Origin of the sequence: Streptomyces cadmiisoli (assembly GCF_003261055.1) — a bacterium.
In the GTDB taxonomy this organism is placed as follows: Bacteria; Actinomycetota; Actinomycetes; order Streptomycetales; family Streptomycetaceae; genus Streptomyces; species Streptomyces cadmiisoli.
Genome location: NZ_CP030073.1, coordinates 5,289,098 through 5,313,298 on the forward strand (window position 1 = coordinate 5,289,098; position 24,201 = coordinate 5,313,298).

Annotated in this window: 20 protein-coding genes, 1 tRNA gene, 3 pseudogenes and 1 riboswitch; of the genes and pseudogenes, 17 read left to right on the top strand and 7 right to left on the bottom strand. The window is 71.2% G+C overall.

Annotation, left to right across the window (positions count from 1 at the left end; translation table 11 throughout):
• Positions 1-126: 126 nt before the first annotated feature.
• Entirely contained in the window at positions 127-810 is a 684-nt protein-coding gene (locus DN051_RS23050; protein ID WP_324612427.1) for an Rv1352/Rv1906c domain-containing protein, read from the bottom strand.
• A gap of 201 nt (positions 811-1,011) precedes the next feature.
• Here DN051_RS23050 and DN051_RS23055 point away from each other — a divergent pair, with 201 nt between their 5' ends.
• From DN051_RS23055 to DN051_RS23130, 16 genes are all read left to right on the top strand, one after another.
• Positions 1,012-3,363 carry an N-6 DNA methylase gene (locus tag DN051_RS23055; protein ID WP_112439413.1) on the top strand — a complete coding sequence of 784 codons (2,352 nt, stop codon included), beginning with the start codon at positions 1,012-1,014 and terminating at the stop codon, positions 3,361-3,363.
• A gap of 258 nt (positions 3,364-3,621) precedes the next feature.
• The gene (locus DN051_RS23060; RefSeq protein WP_112439414.1) at positions 3,622-4,308 is read left to right on the top strand and encodes a hypothetical protein; all 687 of its coding nucleotides are present in this window, start codon (positions 3,622-3,624) and stop codon (positions 4,306-4,308) included.
• Positions 4,309-4,373: 65 nt separating this feature from the next.
• A complete protein-coding gene (locus DN051_RS23065; protein ID WP_234388870.1) occupies positions 4,374-5,831 on the top strand; it encodes a serine/threonine-protein kinase in 1,458 nt (485 codons plus the stop codon).
• 269 nt (positions 5,832-6,100) lie between these two features.
• Positions 6,101-6,745, top strand: a complete 645-nt coding sequence (locus tag DN051_RS23070; RefSeq protein WP_112439415.1) for a SurA N-terminal domain-containing protein — start codon at positions 6,101-6,103, stop codon at positions 6,743-6,745.
• A 121-nt stretch (positions 6,746-6,866) separates the two neighbouring features.
• On the top strand, positions 6,867-7,889 hold the full coding sequence (locus DN051_RS23075) for a nucleoside triphosphate pyrophosphohydrolase (RefSeq protein WP_112442392.1): 1,023 nt from the start codon (positions 6,867-6,869) through the stop codon (positions 7,887-7,889).
• A 408-nt stretch (positions 7,890-8,297) separates the two neighbouring features.
• Positions 8,298-8,768 (top strand): hypothetical protein, encoded by a 471-nt coding sequence (locus DN051_RS23080; protein ID WP_053760283.1) that lies wholly within the window; start codon positions 8,298-8,300, stop codon positions 8,766-8,768.
• Between the two features lie 186 nt (positions 8,769-8,954).
• Positions 8,955-9,227: a hypothetical protein gene (locus DN051_RS23085; RefSeq protein ID WP_053760284.1), complete on the top strand. Its 273-nt coding sequence runs from the start codon at positions 8,955-8,957 to the stop codon at positions 9,225-9,227.
• A 287-nt stretch (positions 9,228-9,514) separates the two neighbouring features.
• Positions 9,515-10,789 carry a cytochrome P450 family protein gene (locus DN051_RS23090; RefSeq protein ID WP_112439416.1) on the top strand — a complete coding sequence of 425 codons (1,275 nt, stop codon included), beginning with the start codon at positions 9,515-9,517 and terminating at the stop codon, positions 10,787-10,789.
• 183 nt (positions 10,790-10,972) lie between these two features.
• A complete protein-coding gene (locus DN051_RS23095) occupies positions 10,973-11,962 on the top strand; it encodes a transglycosylase family protein (RefSeq protein ID WP_342781459.1) in 990 nt (329 codons plus the stop codon).
• Between the two features lie 283 nt (positions 11,963-12,245).
• Positions 12,246-12,413: riboswitch (cyclic di-AMP (ydaO/yuaA leader) on the top strand.
• Between the two features lie 4 nt (positions 12,414-12,417).
• Positions 12,418-13,095, top strand: a complete 678-nt coding sequence (locus DN051_RS23100) for a LysM peptidoglycan-binding domain-containing protein (protein ID WP_112439417.1) — start codon at positions 12,418-12,420, stop codon at positions 13,093-13,095.
• Between the two features lie 431 nt (positions 13,096-13,526).
• Positions 13,527-14,813 carry a phosphopyruvate hydratase gene (gene eno / locus DN051_RS23105; protein WP_112439418.1) on the top strand — a complete coding sequence of 429 codons (1,287 nt, stop codon included), beginning with the start codon at positions 13,527-13,529 and terminating at the stop codon, positions 14,811-14,813.
• A 113-nt stretch (positions 14,814-14,926) separates the two neighbouring features.
• Positions 14,927-15,403, top strand: a complete 477-nt coding sequence (locus DN051_RS23110; protein WP_053760288.1) for an FtsB family cell division protein — start codon at positions 14,927-14,929, stop codon at positions 15,401-15,403.
• Positions 15,404-15,431: 28 nt separating this feature from the next.
• The gene (locus DN051_RS23115; protein ID WP_053760289.1) at positions 15,432-15,962 is read left to right on the top strand and encodes a DUF501 domain-containing protein; all 531 of its coding nucleotides are present in this window, start codon (positions 15,432-15,434) and stop codon (positions 15,960-15,962) included.
• Positions 15,959-16,900: a Ppx/GppA phosphatase family protein gene (locus tag DN051_RS23120; protein WP_053760290.1), complete on the top strand. Its 942-nt coding sequence runs from the start codon at positions 15,959-15,961 to the stop codon at positions 16,898-16,900. Before DN051_RS23115 ends, DN051_RS23120 begins: the two co-directional genes overlap by 4 nt.
• Before the next feature lie 432 nt (positions 16,901-17,332).
• Positions 17,333-18,718 (top strand): NAD(P)/FAD-dependent oxidoreductase, encoded by a 1,386-nt coding sequence (locus tag DN051_RS23125; protein WP_079001146.1) that lies wholly within the window; start codon positions 17,333-17,335, stop codon positions 18,716-18,718.
• A gap of 201 nt (positions 18,719-18,919) precedes the next feature.
• On the top strand, positions 18,920-20,221 hold the full coding sequence (locus DN051_RS23130; protein WP_112439419.1) for a class I SAM-dependent methyltransferase: 1,302 nt from the start codon (positions 18,920-18,922) through the stop codon (positions 20,219-20,221).
• 85 nt (positions 20,222-20,306) lie between these two features.
• On the opposite strand, the pseudogene DN051_RS23135 reads toward DN051_RS23130, so the two are convergent.
• The 3 pseudogenes from DN051_RS23135 to DN051_RS23145 form a co-directional block, all read right to left on the bottom strand.
• Positions 20,307-20,615, bottom strand: a pseudogene (locus tag DN051_RS23135) (FtsX-like permease family protein); the annotation flags it as partial.
• Between the two features lie 3 nt (positions 20,616-20,618).
• Positions 20,619-21,086 (bottom strand): annotated as a pseudogene (locus DN051_RS23140) (ABC transporter permease); the annotation flags it as partial.
• A gap of 37 nt (positions 21,087-21,123) precedes the next feature.
• Positions 21,124-21,333, bottom strand: a pseudogene (locus DN051_RS23145) (ABC transporter ATP-binding protein); the annotation flags it as partial.
• 276 nt (positions 21,334-21,609) lie between these two features.
• Here DN051_RS23145 and DN051_RS23150 point away from each other — a divergent pair.
• Positions 21,610-21,692, top strand: a tRNA-Leu gene (locus DN051_RS23150).
• Between the two features lie 164 nt (positions 21,693-21,856).
• On the opposite strand, the gene fmdA is transcribed toward DN051_RS23150, so the two are convergent.
• The 3 genes from fmdA to DN051_RS47815 form a co-directional block, all read right to left on the bottom strand.
• Positions 21,857-23,107: a formamidase gene (fmdA, locus tag DN051_RS23155; RefSeq protein ID WP_053760296.1), complete on the bottom strand. Its 1,251-nt coding sequence runs from the start codon at positions 23,105-23,107 to the stop codon at positions 21,857-21,859.
• Positions 23,108-23,131: 24 nt separating this feature from the next.
• Positions 23,132-23,767: an AmiS/UreI family transporter gene (locus DN051_RS23160; protein ID WP_053760297.1), complete on the bottom strand. Its 636-nt coding sequence runs from the start codon at positions 23,765-23,767 to the stop codon at positions 23,132-23,134.
• A gap of 81 nt (positions 23,768-23,848) precedes the next feature.
• Positions 23,849-24,187: an FmdB family zinc ribbon protein gene (locus DN051_RS47815; protein ID WP_420709193.1), complete on the bottom strand. Its 339-nt coding sequence runs from the start codon at positions 24,185-24,187 to the stop codon at positions 23,849-23,851.
• Between the last annotated feature and the right edge of the window lie 14 nt (positions 24,188-24,201).

Below are 24,201 nucleotides of genomic sequence, written 5' to 3' on the forward strand. Positions count from 1 at the left end.
ACTCGGCTCGTCTTCCCTCTGGTCTCCGTGCGGGTTCGCCGGCCGGTCCGCCCGGCTGTCGCGGTCGCGGTCGCGGTCGCAGTCGCAGTCGCGGTCCCGGTGCGGGGCGCTCGCGCGGCGGCTGGTTCAGCCGGTCTTCTTCCAGTCCTCGCAGCCGGAGGTCTTGAAGTAGGCGTCCGAAGAGCTGATCGTCACGACCGCGTTGCCGCTGACGTTGTTGTTGGCGATGATCGAGTCCAGCGAGTGCTCGGCGTCCTTGGACCGCTCCCAGTAGCACATGTCGTCCGAGTTGCCGGCGGATCTGTAGGTGCCGGGGGCGATGTCCGTGCCGACCTTGAACATTCCGCCGTCACCGGCCATCTTCGCGCCGGGGGACCCCTTCGCCTTCGGGTCGACGGCCTCCCAGTCGGAGCAGCCGCTCGATCTGAAGATCTTGTCCCCCGCCTCGACGGTCACGTAACTGGTCCCGCTGACGTTGTCGTTGGCCAGCAGCGCGTCCAACTCCCCGGAAGCGTCCTTGGCGCGCTCCCAGTAGCACATGTGGTCCGTGTTGCCGCTGGTGCGATAGGTGCCGGGCTTGATGTCGGAGCCGACCTGGAAGTCGCCGTCCCCGGCGAAGGCGGCCTTCTTCTCGGCGACTTCCCCGCCCTGCGCCGAGTCCTTGTCGCCACCGGGCTTGCGGTCCGCGGACGCCGACGTGGCCTTGTCGCCACCGGAGTCGCCGCCGTTGCCGTCGTCACCGGAGTTCGTCGAGACGGCGCCGAGCACCACGACCCCCACGACGACGCCCAGCGTGATCTTGCCCGTCATGCCCATGGCTCTTTCCCCTCCCTGCGCGATGACCGCCTCGGTCCGGCAGTGCATCCGTTCGCTGCGTCAATGAGACCAGACCGTGTGAACCGAGTCAACACGGTTCACACGTTGTGGTGTCTGCGCGGCCGTGAATGGGTGGATCACGCGTACGTCGGTATGCTCGACGCCACACACGGGACAAGCGGAGGAGCTGGGCCGGTGCAGGACAACGCGACAGAGGTGACCGCCGCCGGAATCGCCCGGCTCGCCGGGGTGGGCCGGGCCGCCGTGAGCAACTGGCGCCGCCGCCACGCCGACTTCCCCAAGCCGGTCGGAGGCACCGAGACCAGCCCCTCGTTCTCCCTCGCCGAAGTCGAGACCTGGCTGCGCCGCCAGGGGAAACTCGCCGAAGTCCCGCTGCGCGAAAGGGTCTGGCAGCAGCTCGTCGGCCACCCGGAGGGCCCGGTCGCGGCACTCGCGCACGCCGGATGCGTCCTGCTGCTCATCCATGACCGCCCGACGGTGTGGCTGGACGTGAGTGCCGGGTCCGACGCCCGGCTGGCCGCGATGCTGCCGGCGGCGCTGGAGCAGGTGATCGTGCCGCGCTTCGGTGGCAGGCGGGTTCACGGACCCAGGACGGGCGGCGACGGCGCAGCTGTGAACAGCCCACCGGCCGTGAACGCGGGTACGGGTGTTCACGGAACGGTCGGCGAAGGCGCGGCGGACGGCGACTCCGTGAACCCCGCGTCAGCTGTGAACCCGGCGCTGACTGTGAACCCGGCGTCCCCGGCGACCCCCACATCAGCCGTGAACCCCACTTCAGCCGCGACCTTCACTTCAGCCGTGACCCCCGCAGCGGGTGTGAACGCCTCGCCCGATGTTCACGCAGCGCCCCGCCCCGCCACCCCCGCAGGTGTGAACGCACCAGCACCTGTGAACGGCCCGCCCGCCGTTCACGTCCCCACCGGCCCCGAACTCCTCCCCTCCGCCCCCCTCCTGCGCGGCACCGCGGAACTCGCCGCCGAGCTGGGCGCCCGCCAGACCTTCGAGTTCCTGCTCGGCCGGCACCTCGACGCCAACCCCCGCCAGTACACGCTCACCCCCGCCGAGCTCGCCGACCTCATGGCCGCCCTCGCCGGCCCGGCCCGCGTCGTCCTCGACCCCGCCTGCGGCACCGGCGCCCTGCTGCGCGCCGTCGCAGCCCGCCCCGACCAGGAGCTGTACGCCCAGGACAGCGCGCCCGAACTGGCCGCGCTCACCGCCATCCGGCTCGCGCTGCACGGCCGGGCCACCGTCCGCGGCGCCGTCGGCGACACCCTGCGCGCCGACGCCCACACCGGGCTGCGCGCCGACGCCGTCCTGTGCCACCCGCCGTTCAACGAGCGCAACTGGGGCCACGACGAACTCGCCTACGACCCGCGCTGGGAGTACGGCTTCCCCGCGCGCACCGAGTCCGAGCTGGCCTGGGTGCAGCACGCGCTCGCCCGGCTCAAGGACGGCGGCACCGCCGTACTGCTGATGCCGCCCGCCGCCGCCTCGCGCCGCTCCGGCCGCCGTATCCGCGCCGACCTGCTGCGCCGCGGTGCGCTGCGCGCCGTGGTCGCCCTGCCGGTGGGCGCTGCGCCCCCGTACAACATCCCGCTCCACCTCTGGGTCCTGCGCCGGCCCGAGAGGGCGCCCGCGCAGCCGGAGGTGCTGCTGGCCGACGTCGGGCAGTTCGCCACCGAGGGGCGGGGCGGGCCGGACTGGCGGGGCGTGCGCGAGGCCGTCCTCGACGTCTGGCGCGCCTTCGAACGGTCGGGCACCGCGGTGGAGCGGCCAGGGACGGCCCGTGCCGTGCCCGTCATCGAACTCCTCGACGACGACGTGGACTTCGCCCCTGCCCGCCACCTCCCGCCGCCCGCCGCGGCCGACGGGGCCGAACAGCTCAAGGAGGTCCGCGAGCGTCTCGGGGACACCCTGCGGCTGACCGCCGAACTCACCCCGCCCCCAGCGCGTACCGAGCAGCCCGCACGCTGGCCGCTCACCACCGTCGGTGAACTGGCTCGCGGCGGCGCCCTGTTGATGCGCACCGGCGGCAACGGCGGCCACGCGCGTGTGCCCGTCCTCAGCGACCACGACGTCCTCGCCGGAACGGCCCCCTCCGGGACGCTTCCCGAGAGCGACGAGGAGGCCGTGCTGACGGAAGCGGGTGACGTGGTCGTGCCGGTGCTCGGCGGCGGGGCGATGGCACGCGTGATCGACGAGGCGACGGCCGGCGCCGTACTGGGCCGCAATCTGGTGGTCGTGCGCCCCGACCCGGCGGCGCTCGACCCGTGGTTCCTCGCCGGCTTCCTGCGCGGCACCGCCAACAACCGCCAGGCCAGCAGCTACGCCTCCACCGCCACCCGCCTCGACGTACGCCGGCTGCAACTGCCCCGGCTGCCGCTGGACGAACAGCGGCGCTACGGGGCGCGCTTCCGCGCACTGGACGAGTTCGAGCGCGTGCTCAGGCGGACGAGCCGGCTGGGCGAACAACTCCTGCGCGGTATGTACGACGGCCTGACGGACGGCACGGTCACCCCCGACTGAAGGCCCGGCTCCCCGGCCGGCCGACGACCCCGCGCACCCGCTCCCGCCGTGCCCGCACCCGGCTCAACCCCCGCTCCTCCCGCCGTGGTCACAGGGAGATCCGCCCGTGGCCTCATGAAGTGATCAGTGCGACAACGGTTCGGTACAACCCGGGACCGCTTGTCCGTGTCGGCCTATACGCTCGAACCGACAATCGCCCGGCCGGCGTCGCCCGACGCCGGCCGGCTCGTACGCCCACTTCAGGCATCAGGAGCAGCCATGCATGGCCACGGCTACATGCAGCCGGTGAAGCAGCCGCCACCGACGGCCTGGCTGGTCCTCCTGCGCGTGCTGTTCGTGGCGATCTCCGTCCTCAGCCTCGGGTTCCTGACCTGGACCATGCTGCTGCGCCTGGCCATCGTCACGCGCAAGTCGCTGGACTGGGGCCTGTTCGTGGCCGTGCTGGCGGCCGACATCCTGGCGATCGTGCTGCTCGGCACCGAGCCCGGCGACGAGATCCACACCCCCAGCGGCTGGACGGGCCTGGGGCTGCTGCTGGGCACCCTGGTGGTCGTGATCGCGTACTACCTGGCCGCGGACGTCCGCCACTTCCACCAGCTCCGTTACGGCTCCGGATACCACCCCCAGCCGACGGCGGCGTACGGCTACCCGCAGCCGCAGCAGCCCTACACGACCGCCACCACCGTGCCGCAGTCGGCGCAGACCCCGCCCCCGCAGCCCCCGCACACCCCGCCCCCGCCCGCCCGGAGCGCCCCGCACACCCCGCCCCCGGCGTCCCCGGCCGCCACGCCGCACCCTTCGATACCGACGCCGCCGCAGCAGCGCCCCGCACCCGCGCGTATCGACCAGGTGCGCGCCGAGCTGGACGAACTCAGCGACTACCTGCGCAAACAGAGCGGTCAGGGTGAGGTCCGGCGCGACGGCGACCACGAGGGCGGAAGGTGACCGTGGCGGCAGGACGCGTCGTCGCCGGCCGCTACGAACTGGCCACGCTCATCGGTCAGGGCGGCATGGGCCAGGTCTGGACGGCCTACGACCAGCGCCTCGACCGGCGCGTGGCGGTCAAGCTGCTGCGCCCCGACAAGGTGGCCGGGCAGGAGGCCGACGAACTGCGCCGCCGCTTCGTGCGCGAGTGCCGGGTGACCGCGCAGGTCGACCATCCCGGGCTCGTCACGGTGCACGACGCGGGCAGCGCGGGCGAGGAGTTGTTCCTCGTCATGCAGTACGTGGACGGCGCCGACCTGTCCGACCACCTCGCCGAGCACGACCCGTACCCGTGGCAGTGGGCGGTGGCGGTCGCCGCGCAGCTGTGCGCCGTGCTGAGCGCGGTGCACGCCGTGCCGATCGTCCACCGCGACCTGAAGCCGCGCAACGTCATGGTGAAGCAGGACGGCACGGTCACCGTCCTCGACCTCGGCGTCGCCTCCGTGATGGACACCGACACGACGCGGCTCACGCACACCGGTTCGCCCATCGGCTCGCCCGCGTACATGGCGCCGGAGCAGGCGATGGGCGGCGCAGTCGGCCCGTACACCGATCTGTACGCGCTCGGTGTGCTGATGCACGAACTCCTCAGCGGTGACGTACCGTTCTCGGGCTCCACGGCGCTCGGCGTTCTGCACCGGCACCTGTACGAGCCGCCGCTTCCCGTGCGCCGGCTCCGCCCGGAGGTCCCCGACCGGCTCGAAGCGCTCGTCCTGCGCCTGCTCGCCAAGGATCCGCTGCACCGGCCGGCCTCCGCGCAGGAGGTGTACGAGGCCCTGGCGCCGCTGCTGCCGGCTCGGGGGATGCCCACCGGCGCGCCCCTGGACCCCACGCGCCCCTTCCTGCGACCCCATGCCCCGTGGCCGGACCGGGCGCGCACGCCCGCGCCCCAGCCGGCCCCGGTCACGCCGGTCGACGAGAGGCCGGACGTCGCGAGCGCCGTCGACGAGGTCAAGCGACTGCTCGGCGAGGGGCGCATCACGCAGGCCGTCGACATCCTGGGCGCGATCCTGCCAGCGGCGGCCGAGCAGCACGGCGAGCATTCACCGGTGGTGCGCACCCTGCGCAAGCAGTACGCGGCCACGCTCATGGACGACGGCCAGTACCGGCGCGCGCTGCCCGAACTGCGCCGGCTCGCCGACGAGCGCGCCGCGGAGGCGGGCCAGGCCGACCCGCAGTCGCTCCGGTTCCGCTACGAGGCCGCCCAGTGCCTGGAGCAGCTCGGCGAACCGGCGGCGGCCCTCGCGGAGTACCGGGCGCTGCTCCCGTACTACGAGAACCAGTACGTCTCCGGCGACCCGGGGCTCTCCCACGACGTGCGCCGCCGTATCGGCCACCTCCTCCTCGCCCTCGGCGACCGGGCGGCCGCCCACGACACGCTGGTGCGGCTGCTGCACGACGTGGAGGCGCTCAACGGCCCCGGGCATCCGCTGGCGGCGGAGCTGCGCCGCACGCTGCAGTGGCTGGGGCAGGTGCGGGGCTAGGCCTGGGCTGGGCAAAGTCCGGCAGTCCGCGGGGCAGGACGGGGCACGTCGGACCGGCGCCGGTGTCCCGGCCGCGGGGGGCGTGACGGGGGTGTCATCGGGAGTCCGTCCGAGGGTGGCCACCCCGGAGGGGGCACACTGCGGGCGCGGCGGTGCCCGAAGTCCTGGTGAATCGTTGGTCGAATGGGTTGGCCAAAGCTGGGCCGCTGCCTACCATCGATCATCGCAAGACCTTGTGCACCGCCGCACAAACTCCTCGGGAGGTCTCCTTGCACCGCCGTCGTCGCACCGCGCTCCTCCTGTCCGCCGCGATCGCCGCAGCGCCACTCCTGGCCGCCTGCGGAACCGACGCGCATCCCGGTGCGGCGGCCGTCGTCGGCGGTCAGCGCATCACCATGGCGCAGCTCGAGAGCAGGGTGAGCGAGGTCCGCGAGGCGCAGCGGGCCGCGGTGGACGGCGACGCGCAGTACGCGCAGGCCGTCGCCAAGACCGGCACCCTGACCCGCGACACGCTGCACGGCATGGTCCTGGACCGGGTGCTGCACCGCGCCGCGCAGGACGCCGGCGTCACCGTCAGCCGCAAGGAGGTCCGCGAGATGCGGGCCGGCCTGGAGGGGCAGGTCGGCGGCGCGGAGGCGCTGCGGACGGCCTGGTTGCAGCAGTACGGCGTGCCGCCGGAGCGGCTGGAGGAGAACCTCCGCCTCCAGCTGGAGGCCCAGAAGCTCGCCACCAGGCTCGGCACCGACACCAGCCAGCCGGCCTTCTGGAAGGCCCTGTCGCAGGCGTCCCGGAAGCTGGACATCGACCTCAACCCGCGCTACGGCAGCTGGGACGTGGACAAGAGCAGCCGCGTCGACGAGCAGGCGCCGTGGGTGCGGGACGTCACGACGCAGCAGGCGCAGCAGCCGGCGTAACGGTACGGCGGCGGACCCGGCGGCCGGGATCACCGCACCACGCCGTCCGATCATCCGATGATCGGCGCCGTGCCTGTGGACAACTCGCGGGTCCGTCGGTGGCGTGGGTTACGTTCGGATCGTGAACGCAACCAGCTTCGAAGGCGCTCCCGACGCCGGCCGGGGCGGGGCCGCGAGCCCCGGTTCCGGCGCCGCCCCGGGCCGTGTCGTCCTGCTCACCACCAGCCACCGGGTCGCACCCGGACTGCTGTCCTGGCCCGCCTGGCAGGCCCTGCGCACCGCCGACCGCGTGCTCTGCGCGGACGGCGCGCATCCGCAGCTGCCGTATCTGCGCGAGGCCGGGATATCGGTGGACGAGGCGTCCCCGACCGCCGAGGAGCTGGTCGACGCCTGCGGCGGCGGGCACACGGTGGTGGTCGTCGCCACGGGCGAAGGGGAGCCCGCGCTGACCGACGGTCTGGCGCGCCTGGCCGGTTCCGGTCGCGTCCGGATGCCCGATCTGGAGCTGCTGCCCGCCTCCTACGACCTGCCGGGCGCCCGGCTGCTCGACCTCGTCCAGGTCATGGACCGGATCCGCGCCGAATGCCCGTGGTCGTCCCGGCAGACCCATCAGGGCCTGGCGAAGTACGGGATCGAGGAGGCGTACGAGCTGGTCGAGGCGATCGAGGACGGCGACCGGGACGAACTGCGCGAGGAGCTGGGCGACGTCCTCCTCCAGGTCGTCTTCCACGCCCGGATCGCCGAGGAGGACCCGGAGACCCCGTTCTCCATCGACGACGTGGCGGGCACCATCGTCGCCAAGCTCGTCCACCGGCATCCGCACGTCTTCGGCGACGAGACGGCCTCCACCCCGGAGGAGGTAAAGGAGCACTGGCTGCGCACCAAGGCCCAGGAGAAGCGGCGGACGTCGGTGACGGAGGGCATCCCCCTGCACCAGCCGGGCCTGGCCCTCGCGGCGAAGCTCGCCTCCCGGGTCCGCACGGCGGGCCTGGAGGTGCCCCTGCCGGACACCGGGAGCATCGGGTACGAGCTGCTGGCGCTGGCGGTGCGCGCCGAGGCGGAGGGCGTGGACCCGGAAGCGGCCCTGCGGGCCGCGGCGCGGGTGTACCGGGACGCGATCAGAGAGACCGAGAACCCGGGATAGCGGAGGGAATCGGAGCGCACCCGCGCGTCATTGCGTGCGGGTGGGCGGTTCTCGACGACCGGCCCGCGTATTGCCGTTGACGGACCGGCAGAAATGTTCAATGTTCAGCAATTCGCGCCAATAGATGAGAACTGGCCAAATGATCTAGGCCCGTGTTATGTTCCTGCGGCACCGAACACCTGGTCGGACCAACCGGGTTGGGGGGTGAGCGGACCGAGCGTACGGTCTCCGCTCCGCAAGCGGCCTGATCAACCGCGTGGGGACGGGGCCCTGTTCGGCGACGGTTCCGCGGTGAACACAATTCGGGGGGAAGAAGTCCGCGGGGGGACCTTTTCGGTTTCCACGCCAGTTCCAGGTCGCCCGTGAGGGCTTCCTCCCCCTTGCGCCAAAACGCAAGGGAGACTTTACATGAATCGCAGCACGCTGCGTCTGGCCGCGGTTTCGGCCGTGGCCGCCGTGACACTCGGCGCCGGAGCCGGGCTCGCCCAGGCCTCGCAGGCCGCTGAGGCCCGCCCGGCGGCCGCGCCGGCGGCCCTGTCCGCGGCCGATGCCCGCGCCCTCCTCACCAACCCGGCCGTCAAGGCCGAGCTGAAGGCCGAGGACACCCGGGCGCTGCGCGCCGTCGCCGACGGCACCGCGAGCAAGGCCCAGAGCCGCGCCGCGATCAGCGGCGCCGTCAAGGCGCTGTTCAACCTGATGAAGCGGCACGGGGGCAAGCTCTGGGACGACGCGGTCAAGGCCGCCAAGTCGGGCTGGGGCAAGTTCCGTTCGTACATGAACGGCCTGTCCTGGTACCACCCGGTGCGGATCGCCTGGGTCGCGCTCGGCGCCGAGGCCCAGTACCAGCTGTACACCTACATCCGCAGCCTGTTCGCGTAGCGGCACGGCCGCCGCGGCGGGGTCCCGGTACCAGGACCCCGCCGCGGCGGCCGGGCGGCATGTCGTCCCCCACCGACCCCGGCACCGGTGCGGCTCCGTACCGGTGCTCGTACCAGCGCTCGTACCAGCGCTCGTACCGGCTCTCGTACGGGTTCCCGTACCGGCTCTCGCAAGGAAAGCAGCACCATGGCCTCCACCACCGAAGCATCGTCGGCCCTGCGGCACCTGTGGGCCTCGCCCGCGTACTTCATCGCCGCGGCGTTCGTCGCGTTCAACATGCTGGGAAAGCCGGGCGCGGGCTGGGCGCTGATGGCCGCCGGCCTCTCCGGCCCCATAGCCGCGCTCCTCTGGCAGGCGGCCCGACGTGAACGCCCGGACTCCTTTGTGATCGTCCCGTTGTTCGCGATGGCTCTCTTCACCGTGCTGTTCGGGATCAACGAGGGATTTCCCTGGTCCTGAATCGATTTCCGGAAGCCGTGCGGGGAGCACAGGGCCCGGCCCGATGTGAATCCGCAGCGGAATCGACATCGGAATCGGTACCGGAATCCGTAACTCAATTCGCACCGGATCCCATTCCGGAGGTGCCTGCCGGAAATACTTGCCGGAATCCGCGCAGCGGCTTCGGACAGGCGGGTGCCGTCATTTCCCGCGCTCGCCGGAACGCGGTGACGCCTTCGGGTGTCCGGCCCCGGCCCGGAGCGGCCGCCGACATCACGTGTCCCGCCACCGCCGGATACGGTCGACGGGTGACCAGCGAGCCCCGTCCCCCGGCCGATCCCGCTCCCGAACTCTTCACCTGGGAGTTCGCGACCGACCCGTACCCCGCCTATGCCTGGCTGCGTGAGCACGCCCCCGTCCACCGGACGGAGCTGCCGAGCGGTGTCCGGGCCTGGCTGGTCACCCGGTACGCCGACGCCCGGCAGGCCCTCGCCGACCCCCGGCTCAGCAAGAACCCGGCGCATCACGACGAGCCCGCGCACGCCAAGGGCAAGACGGGTATCCCCGGTGAGCGCAAGGCCGAGCTGATGACGCATCTGCTGAACATCGACCCGCCGGACCACACCCGGCTGCGCCGGCTCGTCTCCAAGGCCTTCACCCCCCGGCGCGTGGCCGAGTTCGCGCCCCGGGTGCAGCAGCTCACCGACGACCTCATCGCGGGGTTCGCCCGCAAGGGCTCGGCCGACCTCATCCACGAGTTCGCCTTCCCGCTCCCCATCTACGCGATCTGCGACATGCTCGGCGTCCCGAGCGAGGACCAGGACGACTTCCGGGACTGGGCCGGGATGATGATCCGGCACGGGGGAGGGCCGCGCGGCGGCGTCGCCCGGTCGGTGAAGATGATGCGGGGCTACCTCCTGGAACTGATCCACCGCAAGCGCGCCTCGCTACCCGCCGAGCCGGCGCCCGGCGAGGACCTCATCTCCGGCCTGATCCGCGCCTCCGACCACGGCGAGCACCTCACCGAGAACGAGGCCGCCGCCATGGCGTTCATCCTCCTGTTCGCCGGATTCGAGACCACGGTCAACCTCATCGGCAACGGCACCTACGCCCTGCTCACCCACCCCGAGCAGCGGACCCGGCTCCAACAGGCCCTCGCCGGCGGCGACCACGCCCTGCTGGAGACCGGGGTCGAGGAACTCCTGCGCTACGACGGCCCGGTGGAGCTGGCGACCTGGCGGTTCGCCACGCAGCCGCTCACGATCGGCGGCCAGGACATCGCCCCCGGCGATCCCGTGCTGGTGGTCCTGGCCGCCGCCGACCGGGACCCGCAGCGGTTCGCCGATGCGGACACCCTCGACCTCGCCCGCCGTGACAACCAGCACCTCGGCTACGGACACGGCATCCACTACTGCCTCGGCGCGCCGCTCGCCCGCCTGGAGGGGCAGACCGCGCTCGCCAACCTGCTGACCCGCCTTCCGGACCTCCGACTGGCCGTGGAACCGGGCGAGTTGCGCTGGCGCGGCGGACTCATCATGCGCGGACTGCGCACGCTGCCCGTGGAGTTCACTCCCGTCCCGTAATCGACCGGAATAAACCATTCCGCCGAACTGGACGTGACAAGCCCTCAACTCTGTGACGTTCACGTGATCTGCGCGGCATTAACTTGTGACAAGTGATCGTCTACCTATAACTTCACCCATCAGCGCGCGACGCGGTGCATCACCCGCCGCGCCGGTCACCGCTGTCTCGCGAAAGGTTTCCGCATGCTCTCCGGGAACGGACGTCACCGTCGCCCCCGTCAGGCTCCGGCGTTCGTCGTCGCGGCCGGCGTGACCGGCTCCGCCATCGCCATCCCGCTTCTGGCCGCCACCGGCGCCAGCGCCGCCACCGGAACGACCTGGGACAAGGTCGCCGACTGCGAGAGCGACGGCTCCTGGAGCGCCGACGAGGGCAACGGCCGCTACGGCGGGCTCCAGCTGTCCCAGAAGGACTGGGAGCGCTACGGCGGTCTCACCTACGCGACCAGCGCCGACCAGGCCAGCAGATCGCAGCAGATAGCCGTCGCCGAGCGGGTCCTCGCGGACCGGGGCGCCGAGGCGTGGGGGACCTGCGGCACGCTGGCCGGGCTCGAGGCGGACTCCGAGTCGGCGCGGATCGACACGGGTGTGGCCGGTGACAAGTCGTCGACCCCGGTGTCGGGCGATTCGGGCGACCTGTCCGATTCGCTGAGGTCTCTGGGATTGTCCAACTCGTCTGGTTCTTCCGGTTCCTCCGGCGGGTCAGGATCGGGTGAATCGTCCGGATCCGGAAAGTCGTCGGAGTCTCCGCGGTCCACCGGGTCCCCCAAGCCCTCCGCATCGCCCGAATCGGATGAAAGCCCGGAAACGGACGAATCGTCCTCCAGTCCTTCGGCCTCGCCGTCCTCCGGCGCCTCGTCGGACCCGACCGACGGGTCCGCGAGCCCCACCGATCCGCAGGGATCCGGTACTCCCTCGACGGACGACAATTCGGACGAAACTCCGTCAAGCGGTGGTCTTTCCGGCCTGATCGGCGTCGGCTCCGAGGGTGGCGGCAAGCACCGCGGGGACCGTGCCGACGAGAGCACCGACGGTGCGGGCTCGTCCGGGTCCTCCGGTCGCCACGCCTCCCGCGGCGCTGCCGCGGGCGGTATCGCGGGCGACAAGACCTCGGTCGTGCAGGAGGGGAGCGGCCTGTGGAACCTCGTCGACTCCCTTGACGGCCAGGCCGGATGACCCGCGCCCCACTGCGCGACACGGATGCGGTCGGTATCGACCCCGACCGCATCACTCCCGGTCGGACGCTGGATGTCGGGGGCGAAACGGGCGAAAAGCAGAGGGAGTTCACGCCGCACTTCACACGTAATGTCCGTTTTGGTGAAAGTGTGGGATGAGTCTCAGAGGCCCTGATCGTCTTTGAAATTCCGCCGATCGCGTGTCTACGGTCAGGACCGCTCGCCAACACGAGCCCCGGCTGCCGCAACGCCGAGTCCTGCCAGTGGCAGCCCGGGAACAGTCGTCGCGTCATGCGCCGTAGGCAGGAGCGGGGGACCCAAGGTAAGCGCCGTGCCGGGCAGTTGAGCCGGCACGACTCGGGGTGAAGCCATGCCTCCCACAGAGGCGTGGCCGGGCAACTCAACCGGCCCGAACCCGACAGCTCACCTCGCAGGCGTCGGTGAGGGGATCCATCCATGCTGTTCTCCGGCAAGGGCAAGCACCGTCGTCCGTTCAAGGCCACCCGCGCCATCGCCATCGCCGGCGTGGCCTCCGCCGCCGTCGCCGCCCCGCTGATGGCGGCCGGCAACGCCTCCGCCGCCACCGCGTCCGAGTGGGACGCCGTCGCCCAGTGCGAGTCCGGCGGCAACTGGTCCATCAACACCGGCAACGGCTACTACGGCGGCCTGCAGTTCTCCGCCTCCACCTGGGCCGCGTACGGCGGCACCCAGTACGCCGCCTCCGCCGACCGGGCCACCAAGGAACAGCAGATAGCGACCGCCGAGAAGGTGCTCGCCGGCCAGGGCAAGGGTGCCTGGCCGCACTGCGGCACCGGCCTGTCGAACGCCCCGTACAACGGCGGCTCGGCTGCCCCGGCCCCCGCGCCGAGCGCAGCCGAGACCCGCGCCGCCGAGCAGCAGCCGGCCTCCCGCTCGCAGGGGCGCCCCGCCGCGCCGAAGACCGTCACCACCCCGACCGGCGAGAAGGTCGTCAAGGGCGACGGAGAGTACAAGGTCGTCGCCGGCGACACGCTCAGCACGATCGCCGCGGAGCGCGGCGTCGAGGGCGGCTGGGAGAAGCTGTTCGAGCTGAACAAGGACATCGTCGAGGACGCCGACCTCATCTACCCGGGCCAGCAGCTGCACCTGAAGTAAGGAACGCGGCCGAGGCCTCTCCGTCCACGGGACGGTCCGCCCCCACGGGCTGTCCCGGGCCCCCCGCTCCGGTGCGTTTTCCCCCGTACGCACCGGGGCGGGGCTTTTGTACCCCGCTCTCCACCGGCCGCCGGCCCCGCCCGGCAGCCGGCCCGAGTCGTCGCCGCGCCGTCGCCGCTCCCGTCCCCGCCCGGCCGCCGTCGCCCCGCGCGCCCCGCTCGTGCCGGGCCTCGCGTCGGCCGCCGCCGTCCCCTCGGCGTCACCGTCCTGGCCGTGACTTTTCCGGAACCGTCTTTGTTCCGTTCGGAAACAATTTACTCTCGGTTCCGTCCACGGGATGGGCGACCGGCTGGCCGATCCCACGGAGCCGGTTAGGCTCATCTCGCAGAGCCGCTGCGGCCCTGCTCAATCGCGTCACATCCACGAAGGAGATGCTCGTGCCGTCCATCGACGTCGTCGTAGCCCGGGAAATCCTGGACTCCCGAGGCAACCCCACGGTCGAGGTCGAGGTCGGCCTCGACGACGGCAGCACGGGTCGTGCCGCCGTTCCGTCCGGCGCCTCCACCGGTGCCTTCGAGGCCATCGAGCTCCGCGACGGCGACCCCAACCGCTACCAGGGCAAGGGTGTCGAGAAGGCCGTCCTGGCCGTCATCGAGCAGATCGGCCCCGAGCTGGTCGGCTACGACGCCACCGAGCAGCGCCTGATCGACCAGGCGATGTTCGACCTGGACGCCACCGACAACAAGGGCTCGCTCGGCGCCAACGCCATCCTCGGTGTCTCCCTCGCGGTCGCCCACGCCGCCTCCGAGGCGTCGGACCTGCCTCTCTTCCGCTACCTGGGCGGCCCGAACGCGCACCTGCTGCCGGTGCCGATGATGAACATCCTGAACGGCGGCTCGCACGCCGACTCCAACGTGGACATCCAGGAGTTCATGATCGCCCCGATCGGCGCGGAGTCCTTCTCCGAGGCCCTGCGCTGGGGCACCGAGGTCTACCACACCCTCAAGAAGGTGCTGAAGACCAAGGGCCTGTCCACCGGCCTCGGCGACGAGGGCGGCTTCGCCCCGAACCTCGGCTCCAACCGCGACGCCCTGGACCTCATCCTCGAGGCGATCAAGCAGGCCGGTTACATCCCCGGCGAGCAGATCGCCCTCGCGCTCGACGTCGCCGCCTCCGAGTTCTACAAGGACGGCAAGTACCTCTTCGAGGGCAAGGAGCGCTCCGCCGCCGAGATGACGGAGTACTACGAGGAGCTCGTGGCGGCCTACCCGCTCGTCTCCATCGAGGACCCGCTGTTCGAGGACGACTGGGCCGGCTGGAAGGTCATCACCGACAAGCTCGGCGACAAGGTCCAGCTGGTCGGCGACGACCTGTTCGTCACCAACCCGGAGCGCCTGGCCCGCGGCATCGAGGACGGCGCCGCCAACGCCCTGCTGGTCAAGGTCAACCAGATCGGCTCGCTCACCGAGACCCTGGACGCCGTCGAGCTGGCCCAGCGCAACGGCTTCAAGTGCATGATGTCGCACCGGTCCGGCGAGACCGAGGACGTCACCATCGCCGACCTGGCCGTCGCCACCAACTGCGGTCAGATCAAGACCGGCGCCCCGGCCCGCTCCGAGCGTGTCGCCAAGTACAACCAGCTGCTGCGCATCGAGGAGATCCTCGACGACGCCGCGGTGTACGCCGGCCGCAGCGCCTTCCCCCGCTTCAAGGGCTGAGCGCGCGCTGCAAGGTTGAGCCTTCGTAAGGCCCAGCCCGTCGTCCGTACGTCCCCGTACTCGGTCCCGTACCGTGTGCGGGGACGTACGCGCGTGTGAACGGGAGGCGGGAGATGGCCGTGAAGGACCGGGACCGGTTCTCCACCGCGACCAGACTGCGACTGCTCGGCGAGCAGACCGCGGCCCGCGTCTACCGCTCGCAGACCCGGCGCCAGGCCCGCCGCTCCCGGCTGACCGGCCGCGCCGCGCTGCTGGCGCTCGTCGTCTGCTCGCTGGTCGTCGCGCTCGCCTATCCGATACGGCAGTACGTCGCCCAGCGCGCCGAGATCGCCGACCTGCGCCAGGAGCAGGAGGAGGCCCGGCAGCAGGTCGAGGAACTGCGCGACCTCAAGGCACGCTGGCAGGACGACGCGTACGCGGAGCAGCAGATCCGGCAGCGGCTGCACTACGTGATGCCGGGCGAGTCCGGTTACGTGGTGGTCGACCCGGACGCGGCCAGGCAGTCGCGCTCCCACTCGGGGACGGCCGACCGTCCCTGGTACGCGAACCTCTGGGACGGGGTCGACAAGTCCGACGCCTCCGACCAGTGACACAGACAGAAAGACATTCGCAGCAGACATGGAAACGCCCCCGCCGCCCACCCCGCGCACCGAGCCCACCGACGCGGACGTCGAGGCATTCCGGCAGCAGCTCGGACGGCCACCGCGCGGGCTGCGCGCCATCGCGCACCGGTGCCCCTGCGGGCAGCCGGACGTCGTGGAGACGGCCCCGCGGCTGCCCGACGGCACGCCCTTCCCGACGCTGTACTACCTGACCTGCCCCAAGGCGGCGTCGGCGATCGGCACGCTGGAGGCGAACGGCGTGATGAAGGAGATGACGGCCAGGCTGGCGTCGGACCCCGAACTCGCCGCCGCCTACCGGGCCGCGCACGAGGACTACGTCCGGCGCCGCGACGAGATCGAGGAGCTGACGGGCTTTCCGAGCGCCGGCGGCATGCCGGACCGGGTCAAGTGCCTGCACGTCCTGGTGGCCCACTCGCTGGCCGCGGGACCGGGTGTGAACCCGCTGGGCGACGAGGCGCTGGCGATGCTGCCGGAGTGGTGGCGCAAGGGCGCCTGCGTGACGAGCACCGAGGAGGCCGCGCAGTGACCCGGGTCGCCGCCGTCGACTGCGGTACGAACTCCATCCGGCTGCTGGTCGCCGACGCGGACCCGGTGACCGGTGAGCTGGTGGACCTGGACCGCCGTATGACCATCGTGCGGCTCGGGCAGGGTGTCGACCGCACCGGCCGGCTCGCCCCCGAGGCGCTGGAGCGGACCTTCGCGGCCTGCCGCGAGTACGCCGCGATCATCAAGGAGCACGGCGCCGAACGCCTCCGGTTCGTCGCCACCTCCGCGTCCCGCGACGCGGAGAACCGGGACGAGTTCGTCCGCGGGGTGGTGGACATCCTCGGTGTCGAGCCCGAGGTCATCTCCGGTGACCAGGAGGCCGAGTTCTCCTTCACCGGCGCGACCAAGGAGCTGACCGGGCGCACCGACCTGCACCGGCCCTACCTGGTGGTGGACATCGGCGGCGGCTCGACCGAGTTCGTCGTGGGCGACGACCACGTCCGGGCGGCCCGCTCCGTCGACGTCGGCTGCGTGCGGATGACCGAGCGTCACCTGGTGCGCGAGGGCGTCGTGTCGGACCCGCCGACCGAGGAGCAGATCGCGGCGATGCGGGCCGACATCGAGGCCGCGCTCGACCTCGCCGAGGAGAAGGTCCCGCTGCGCGAGGCGCGCACACTGGTCGGGCTGGCCGGTTCGGTCACCACGGTGTCCGCCATCGCGCAGGACCTCCCGGAGTACGACTCGGCGGCGATCCACCACTCGCGTGTCTCCCACGACCGGGTCAGGGAGATCACCGAGTGGCTGCTGCGCTCCAGCCACGCCGAGCGCGCGGCCGTTCCCTCGATGCATCCCGGACGGGTCGACGTGATCGCCGCGGGCGCCCTCGTCCTCCTCGCGATCATGGAACGGATCGGCGCGGAGGAGGTCGTCGTCAGCGAGCACGACATCCTCGACGGCATCGCGTGGTCGGTGGCGTAGCCCGCTGGAACCGCCTGCCCGCGGCCTCGGGTGAGCGGCTCGGACACCGCATGAGCGCCTTCGCGGGGCCCCTTCGGGCCCCTCGGCGACACCCCCTCGGAAAAGTTCGTGAAGTTCTTCACAAGGAATTCGGCCCTGAGGGGGTGCCGGGCGGTCGGCATACGGCCGATCGGGGGTCCAGCAGGGCCGTCGACCCGCTCGGCGGGGGCGCTCGCAGGGTTTCGGGAGGGGCCGTCCCGGAGACTGGTACACCCCCTTCGGCGGCCCGGAGGGGCAGCTCACGCGGCCTTGACAACGGTCCGCCCTGCCCGGCGGTTCCCGCTCGTCGGCATGACCTCGGTCACGTGGGCGGCGCAGTGTAGCAGAGCCCCTGGGGAAGCTTGTGAAGGGGCGCACGAACTCCCTCCCCTGGACGGGTGGATACTCGATGCCATGAGCACCACGGAGCGTCCCAGGATCCTCGTAGTAGGCGGTGGGTACGTAGGCCTGTACGCAGCTCGGCGCATTCTGAAGAAGATGCGCTACGGCGAGGCGACCGTCACGGTCGTCGACCCCCGGTCGTACATGACCTACCAGCCCTTCCTCCCCGAAACCGCCGCCGGCAACATCTCCCCGCGCCATGTCGTCGTCCCGCTGCGACGCGTGCTGCCCAAGGCGGAGGTGCTCACCGGCCGGGTCACCACCATCGACCAGGACCGCAAGATCGCCACGATCGCCCCGCTGGTCGGCGAGGCGTACGAGCTCCCGTTCGACTACCTCGTGATCGCGCTCGGCGCCGTCTCCCGCACCTTCCCGATCCCCGGCCTCGCCGAGCAGGGCATCGGCATGAAGGGCATCGAGGAGGCCATCGGCCTGCGCAACCACGTCCTGGAGCAGCTCGACAAGGCCGACTCCACGACCGACGAGGAGATCCGCCGCAAGGCGCTCACCTTCGTCTTCATCGGTGGCGGCTTCGCGGGCGCGGAGACCATCGGCGAGGTCGAGGACATGGCCCGCGACGCGGCGAAGTACTACAACAACGTCTCCCGCGAGGACATGCGGTTCATCCTCGTCGACGCCGCCGACAAGATCCTTCCCGAGGTCGGCCCCAAGCTCGGCCAGTACGGCAAGGAGCACCTGGAGGGCCGCGGGGTCGAGGTCTACCTCTCCACCTCGATGGACTCCTGCGTCGACGGCCACGTGGTGCTGAAGAACGGCCTGGAGGTCGACTCCAACACCATCGTGTGGACCGCGGGCGTCAAGCCCAACCCGGCCCTCGCCCGCTACGGTCTGCCGCTCGGTCCGCGCGGCCACGTCGACTGCGCCCCGACCCTCCAGGTCCAGGGCACCGACTACATCTGGGCCGCCGGCGACAACGCCCAGGTCCCCGACCTGGTGGGCCGCAAGGCCGGCAACGAGAACGCCTGGTGCCCGCCGAACGCCCAGCACGCGCTGCGGCAGGCGAAGGTGCTCGGCGACAACGTGATCTCCGGTATGCGGGGCTTCCCGCAGAAGGACTACTCGCACGCCAACAAGGGCGCGGTGGCCGGGCTCGGCCTCCACAAGGGCGTCGCGATGATCGTCATGGGCAAGATGAAGATCGCGCTGCGTGGCCGTCTGGCCTGGTACATGCACCGGGGCTACCACGGTATGGCCATGCCGACCTGGAACCGCAAGATCCGCGTCTTCGCCGACTGGACCCTCGGCATGTTCCTCAAGCGTGAGGTCGTGGCGCTCGGCGCGCTGGAGTCCCCGCGCGAGGAGTTCTACGAGGCCGCCAAGCCCGCGCCGGTGCCCGCCGCCGCCGCGAAGACCGAGGAACGCGCCAAGGCCTCCTGACCCCGGTCGTCAGTCCAGCCCGAAGGGGCCGTCCGCCATCCGTGGTGCGGGCGGCCCCTTCGGCGTTCCCGGACGGACGGTGTTCCCGTGGCTTCCGCGCGTCCGGGTGAGGGTTTTGCCCAGCCGTGACGCGCGTGGGGGACTGCGGCCGGGCCCCGCAGGTGTTTACGTGGTGTGGGATCACCGTCACGGAGGTGCGCCATGACCGACGCCGCGCCGCGGCTGAAGGGGCTGCTCGAACAGGTGCTGGGCCATCCGCTCCCGGTGCGCATCCGCGCCTGGGACGGATCGGAGGCGGGCCCGCCGGGCGCGCCGGTTCTCGTCGTGAGGAACCGACGGGCTCTGCGCCGGCTGCTGTGGAAACCCGGCGAACTGGGTCTCGCCCGCGCCTGGGTCGCGGGGGACCTCGACATCGACGGTGATCTGTACGCCGTCCTCGGCCTGGTCTCCGGGCTGATCTGGGAACGCGGCGAGGACGCCCGCGGTCTCGGGCAGGCACTGCGGGAGAGCGACGTGCGCGCCGCCGTCCGCGGGCTGTTCCGCCTCGCCGGCCCCGGGTTGCCGCCCACCCCGCCCCGCGAGGAGATCCGCAGACGCCGCCATCTGCACACCCGGCGCAGCGACCGGCGCGCCATCAGCCACCACTACGACGTCGGCAACGACTTCTACGAGATCGTGCTGGGCCCGTCGATGGTGTACTCGTGCGCCTACTGGACGGCCCCGGAGAGCGTCGGCGGCACCCTGGAGGACGCCCAGCGCGACAAGCTGGAGCTGATCTGCCGCAAGCTCGCCCTGCGGCCGGGGCAGCGTCTGCTCGACGTCGGCTGCGGCTGGGGCTCCCTGGCGATCCACGCCGCCCGCGAGCACGGTGCGCGTGTCGTCGGCATCACGCTGTCGCAGGAGCAGGCGGCCTACGCCCGCAAGCGCGTCGCCGGCGAGGGGCTCACCGACAAGGTCGAGATCCGGGTGCAGGACTACCGCGACGTCCGGGACGGACCGTACGACGCGATCTCCTCCGTCGGCATGGCGGAGCACGTGGGCGCCGCACGCTACCTGGAGTACGCGCAGGATCTGCACCGTCTCCTCGCACCGGGCGGCCGGCTGCTCAACCACCAGATCGCCCGCCGCCCGCAGCGCGACGAGTCCACCTACGCCGTGGACGAGTTCATCGACGCCTATGTGTTCCCGGACGGTGAGCTCGCGCCCCTGGGCACCACCGTCACGCAGCTGGAGCGGGCCGGCTTCGAAGTGCGCGACGTCGAGCCGATCCGCGAGCACTACGCCCTGACCCTGCGCCGCTGGGTGGCCAACCTGGAGGCCGACGGGGCGCGGGCGGCCAGGCTGGCCGGCCCCGGCCGGGCCCGTGTCTGGCGCCTGTACATGGCGGCGTCCGCGCTGGCCTTCGAGCGCAACCGGATCGGCGTCAATCAGGTGCTGGCGGTCAGGACCCCCGAGTCCGGCGCCTCCGGGCTGCCGCTGCGCACCCGTACCTGGAACACCTGAACGCCGAGGGGCCCCGCTCCTCCGGGAGGAACGGGGCCCCTGCGGTCGTACGCCCGTTCCGGCCGCGCGGCCGGTCCGGGCCCGCCTACTGCGACTTGATGGCCGCGAGCATGTTCAGACGGCCCGCGCGGCGGGCCGGCCACAGCGCCGCCAGCACCCCGACCGAGGCCGCGAGCAGCAGGAAGACGGCCATCCGGGCCCACGGCAGGACCAGCTCGTAGGTGGCCATCCGCGTGCCCAGCAGCTCACCGGCGGCCCAGCCGAAGAACACGCCCAAGCCGATGCCGAGCACCCCGCCGAACAGGGAGATCACCAGCGACTCCAGGCGGACCATCCGCTTGACGCCCCGGCGGTCCAGGCCGATCGCGCGGAGCATGCCGATCTCCTGCGAACGTCAGCCGGCGCGCTCGGCGGTCCCGGAGTCGATGAGGACCTCGCCCCCGCCGCTCGGGACGCGGCCGTCGACGAGCGGGTAGCGGGGGTCGTCGTCGCCCCAGTAGTTGCCGCCCTGCGACCGGAAGCCGCCGCCGATGAGCTTGCCGTCCTTGTCGGCGATGGCGGTGAAGCCGCTGACGACCCCGAGGGCGGAGGCGGCGCCCGGCACGCGGGACGCCTCGTCGAGAAGGCCGTCGGTCAGCTCCGGGGTCCGGCCGGTCGTGTCACCGGTGTCCTCCCGGCCCTCGGCCGTGACGGCGACGTCGACCGCGTCGAATCCCATGGCGGAGCTCTTCCGGTACGCGTCCGAAATGGTGTTGGTGAAGACCAGCGTCCCGGACACGAAGGCCGCGCCGAGCATCACGGCGAGCACGGTCATCAGGAGCCGGGCCTTGTGCGCGAAGACGTTGCGCAAGGCGGTACGGAACATGGGAAGTCTCAGTTCGCAGTGGGAGGGTGAGCGGGCGTCAGCTGGTGCGGCCCTTGGCGTCGAACTGCTTCATGCGGTCGAGCACGGAGCCCGCGGTCGGCCCGTGCACCTCGTCCACGATCCGCCCGTCCGCCAGGAACACGACCCGGTCCGCGTACGCCGCCGCAACCGGGTCGTGGGTCACCATCACCACGGTCTGGCCCGGTTCCCGTACGGAGTTGCGCAGGAAGCCCAGCACCTCCGCGCAGGGATGACGGGTGACCCCGACGGGCCGATCACGGCGAGCACCTCGCCGGTCCCTGTCGAGAACAGGTGGATCCCCCTCGTTCGGGCGGTGAAATTCCGTCATTCCGCATACGCGGGCGATCGTCGCACGGAAGGCTGGTGGCAAGTGCGGACGGCGTGTTCCCCGTGCTGATGCACCCTCAGACGTCAATAAAATAAGACAACATCGGTCCGCCCTTCCGCTGTTCGGGGGAGCTGTCCCGATAGGCTCGGGACCTCGATGCGGAGCCCATGACCTGCCCGGATGGTGGAATGCAGACACGGCGAGCTTAAACCTCGCTGCCCCTTGCGGGCGTACCGGTTCAAGTCCGGTTCCGGGCACTTCCTCCCCTGCGGCGCGCGGCGCGCCGAATCGGTGGAACGGTCGGCACATCCCTTTCGTACGGCGGGTGTGCACCGTTCTCGGTGCACCTCCCGTGGCGCCGCCACGACGCCCCGCGGCCCCGCAGCCTTCCGGCTGCGGGGCCGCGCTCGTGCGGATCCGGTCAGGCGGTGCTCACCGCGCACATCCCGCGGTCGGCCTTCATCGGGCCTCGGGCGGAGGGCCGGACGTCGAAATCGAATATGGCGCTGGGTACGTACAGCGAGCAGCAGGCATTGGGGATGTCCACGATGCCGCTGATGCGTCCCTCGATGGGCGCGGAACCGATGAGCAGGTAGGCCTGCTCTCCGCTGTAGCCGAACTTCTTGAGGTACTCGACGGCGTTGAGGCAGGCCCGGCGGTAGGCCAGCGTCGCGTCGAGGTAGTAGTTCGTGTCCGTGTCGTGGTCGACGGAGATCCCGATGAAGGTGAGGAACTCCGTGTACCGCGGCTCGACGTTCCCCGGTATGAACACGGGGTTGGTGGAGATGCCGTACGTCTCCATGCCGCCCTTGATCAGGTCGACGTGGAAGTCGATGAAGCCGCCCATCTCGATGGCTCCGCAGAACGTGATCTCCCCGTCGCCCTGGCTGAAGTGCAGGTCGCCGCCGGAGAGCTTGGCGTCCTTGACGTGTACGGGGTAGAAGACCCTCGAACCGCGCGTGAAGTTCTTGATGTCGTGATTGCCTCCGTTCTCGCGGGCCGGCACCGTGCGTGCGCCCTCCGCGCCGATGCGCGCGGCGAGGTCACCGGTGGCCTTGCCGGCGAGTGCGTTGTTGGCGTCCGGGGGTACGGCGAGCGGCGGGACCCGGTTGGGGTCGGTGTCGATCAGCGCCTTCTCGCGGGCGTTCCAGCTGGCGAGCATCTCGGTCGACGGTGCCGTGCCGAACAGCCCGGGGTGGGTGATGCCGGTGAAGCGGACCCCCGGCAGGTGCCGGGAGACGGCCTGCTGGCCGTGGAAGTCCCATACCGCCTTGTAGGCGTCCGGGAAGTAGTCGGTCAGGAAGCCGCCGCCGTTGGCCTTGGCGAAGATGCCGGTGTAGCCCCAGTTCTGGCCCGCCGCGTCACCCGTCTGCTGCGGCACGGGGCCGAGATCGAGTATGTCGACGACGAGCAGGTCACCGGGTTCGGCGCCCTCGACGCCTATCGGGCCGCTCAGCATGTGAGGGATGGTCAGGTCGATGTCGCGCACGTCGTTGGCGGAGTCGTTGTTGCCGATCTGGCAGTCGGTCCAGTCGCGACACTCCACACGGAACTCCGCGCCCGGCTTCACCATGGCGACGGTGGGGATGTCCGGGTGCCACCTGTTGTGTCCGGGTACATCCTGCTCACGCATCGACTTGGTCTGGTCAACCTTGAATACGACGTCGGGCATAACAGCTCCTCATTTCGGATCAGGTCACGTGGGTGCGCTCACGCTGCCGGCCGCCCGGGCAGCCGTCCTCGGCTGCCGGTGCCTGGTGATCGGCCACAGACCCGCGAACGCCAGGACGCCGAAGGCCCCGAGGGCGATGGCGATCTCGGTGGGGTGCTTCCAGTAGCCGGAGAGCAGCAGCCCGGCGGGAATCACTCCCGTGACCCAGCCCTGGATCGCCGTCACCCAGCCCGTGTAGGTCCTGAGGCTCTCCATCTTGAGGCCGAGCAGCAGGAAGAACAGGAACCACAAGAACGCCCAGTAGAGCCAGATGACTCCGAAGGGCTGATCGTTGAGGAGCCGGAAATTGACGAACGAGTATCCGAGGGCGGCGATCGCCACGAACAGCGAGTAATAACCCACGCCCGTGGAGTCGAGATCGGCGAGCAGGCCTATTCCTACATACAGGTAGGTGAAGCCGAACAGATAAATTCCGGATGCCGCGAGTATCGCGGTCTGATCACCGTTGGCGGTGAAGATCAGGTAAGTCGGCGTCAGTACCTGGAGTGCACCTATGAAAAGGTTGAACACCGCTCCGGACTTGGCGTCGACCTTTCCGAGGAGCAGCATGCCGTTGATGAAGAGCACCGCACCGACAAAGAGCAGTCCCACATTGCCCACGGGGACGCACCTCCTCAGCCCGCGTGGGGGGCGAAAACGTCGAATCCCGCTGGAGACATTCTGTCTCGTCGATCACCGCCCTCAGGGGCGCGGCAACCGCGAGAGCGCGGGGTGCGGGCGTCGTGGCGGCCTTCTGCCCGGCGGCACTTCGGAGACCACCGCAGGGGCGTCGCGGGATTGCTCCTCCTGTTGGTGGAGGGCGGCGACCGAGTGCGGGGTCAGCCTGAGGCCGGGCGAGGAATACACGCGACGTGCACTGCCTGCGCAGTGTGGGCAGCCGTACGCCGCGGGTGCGGTCCCGATCGCCAACTTCACGTCGAAAGGCCCGCAACGGCTGCATAGAAATTCATAGGTCGCCATTACCACTCCGGGGTGTCGATCGGTTCTGGCCAACCTTTGTTGTGGGCGCGGCGCTCTCATCAGCGCGCGCCGCA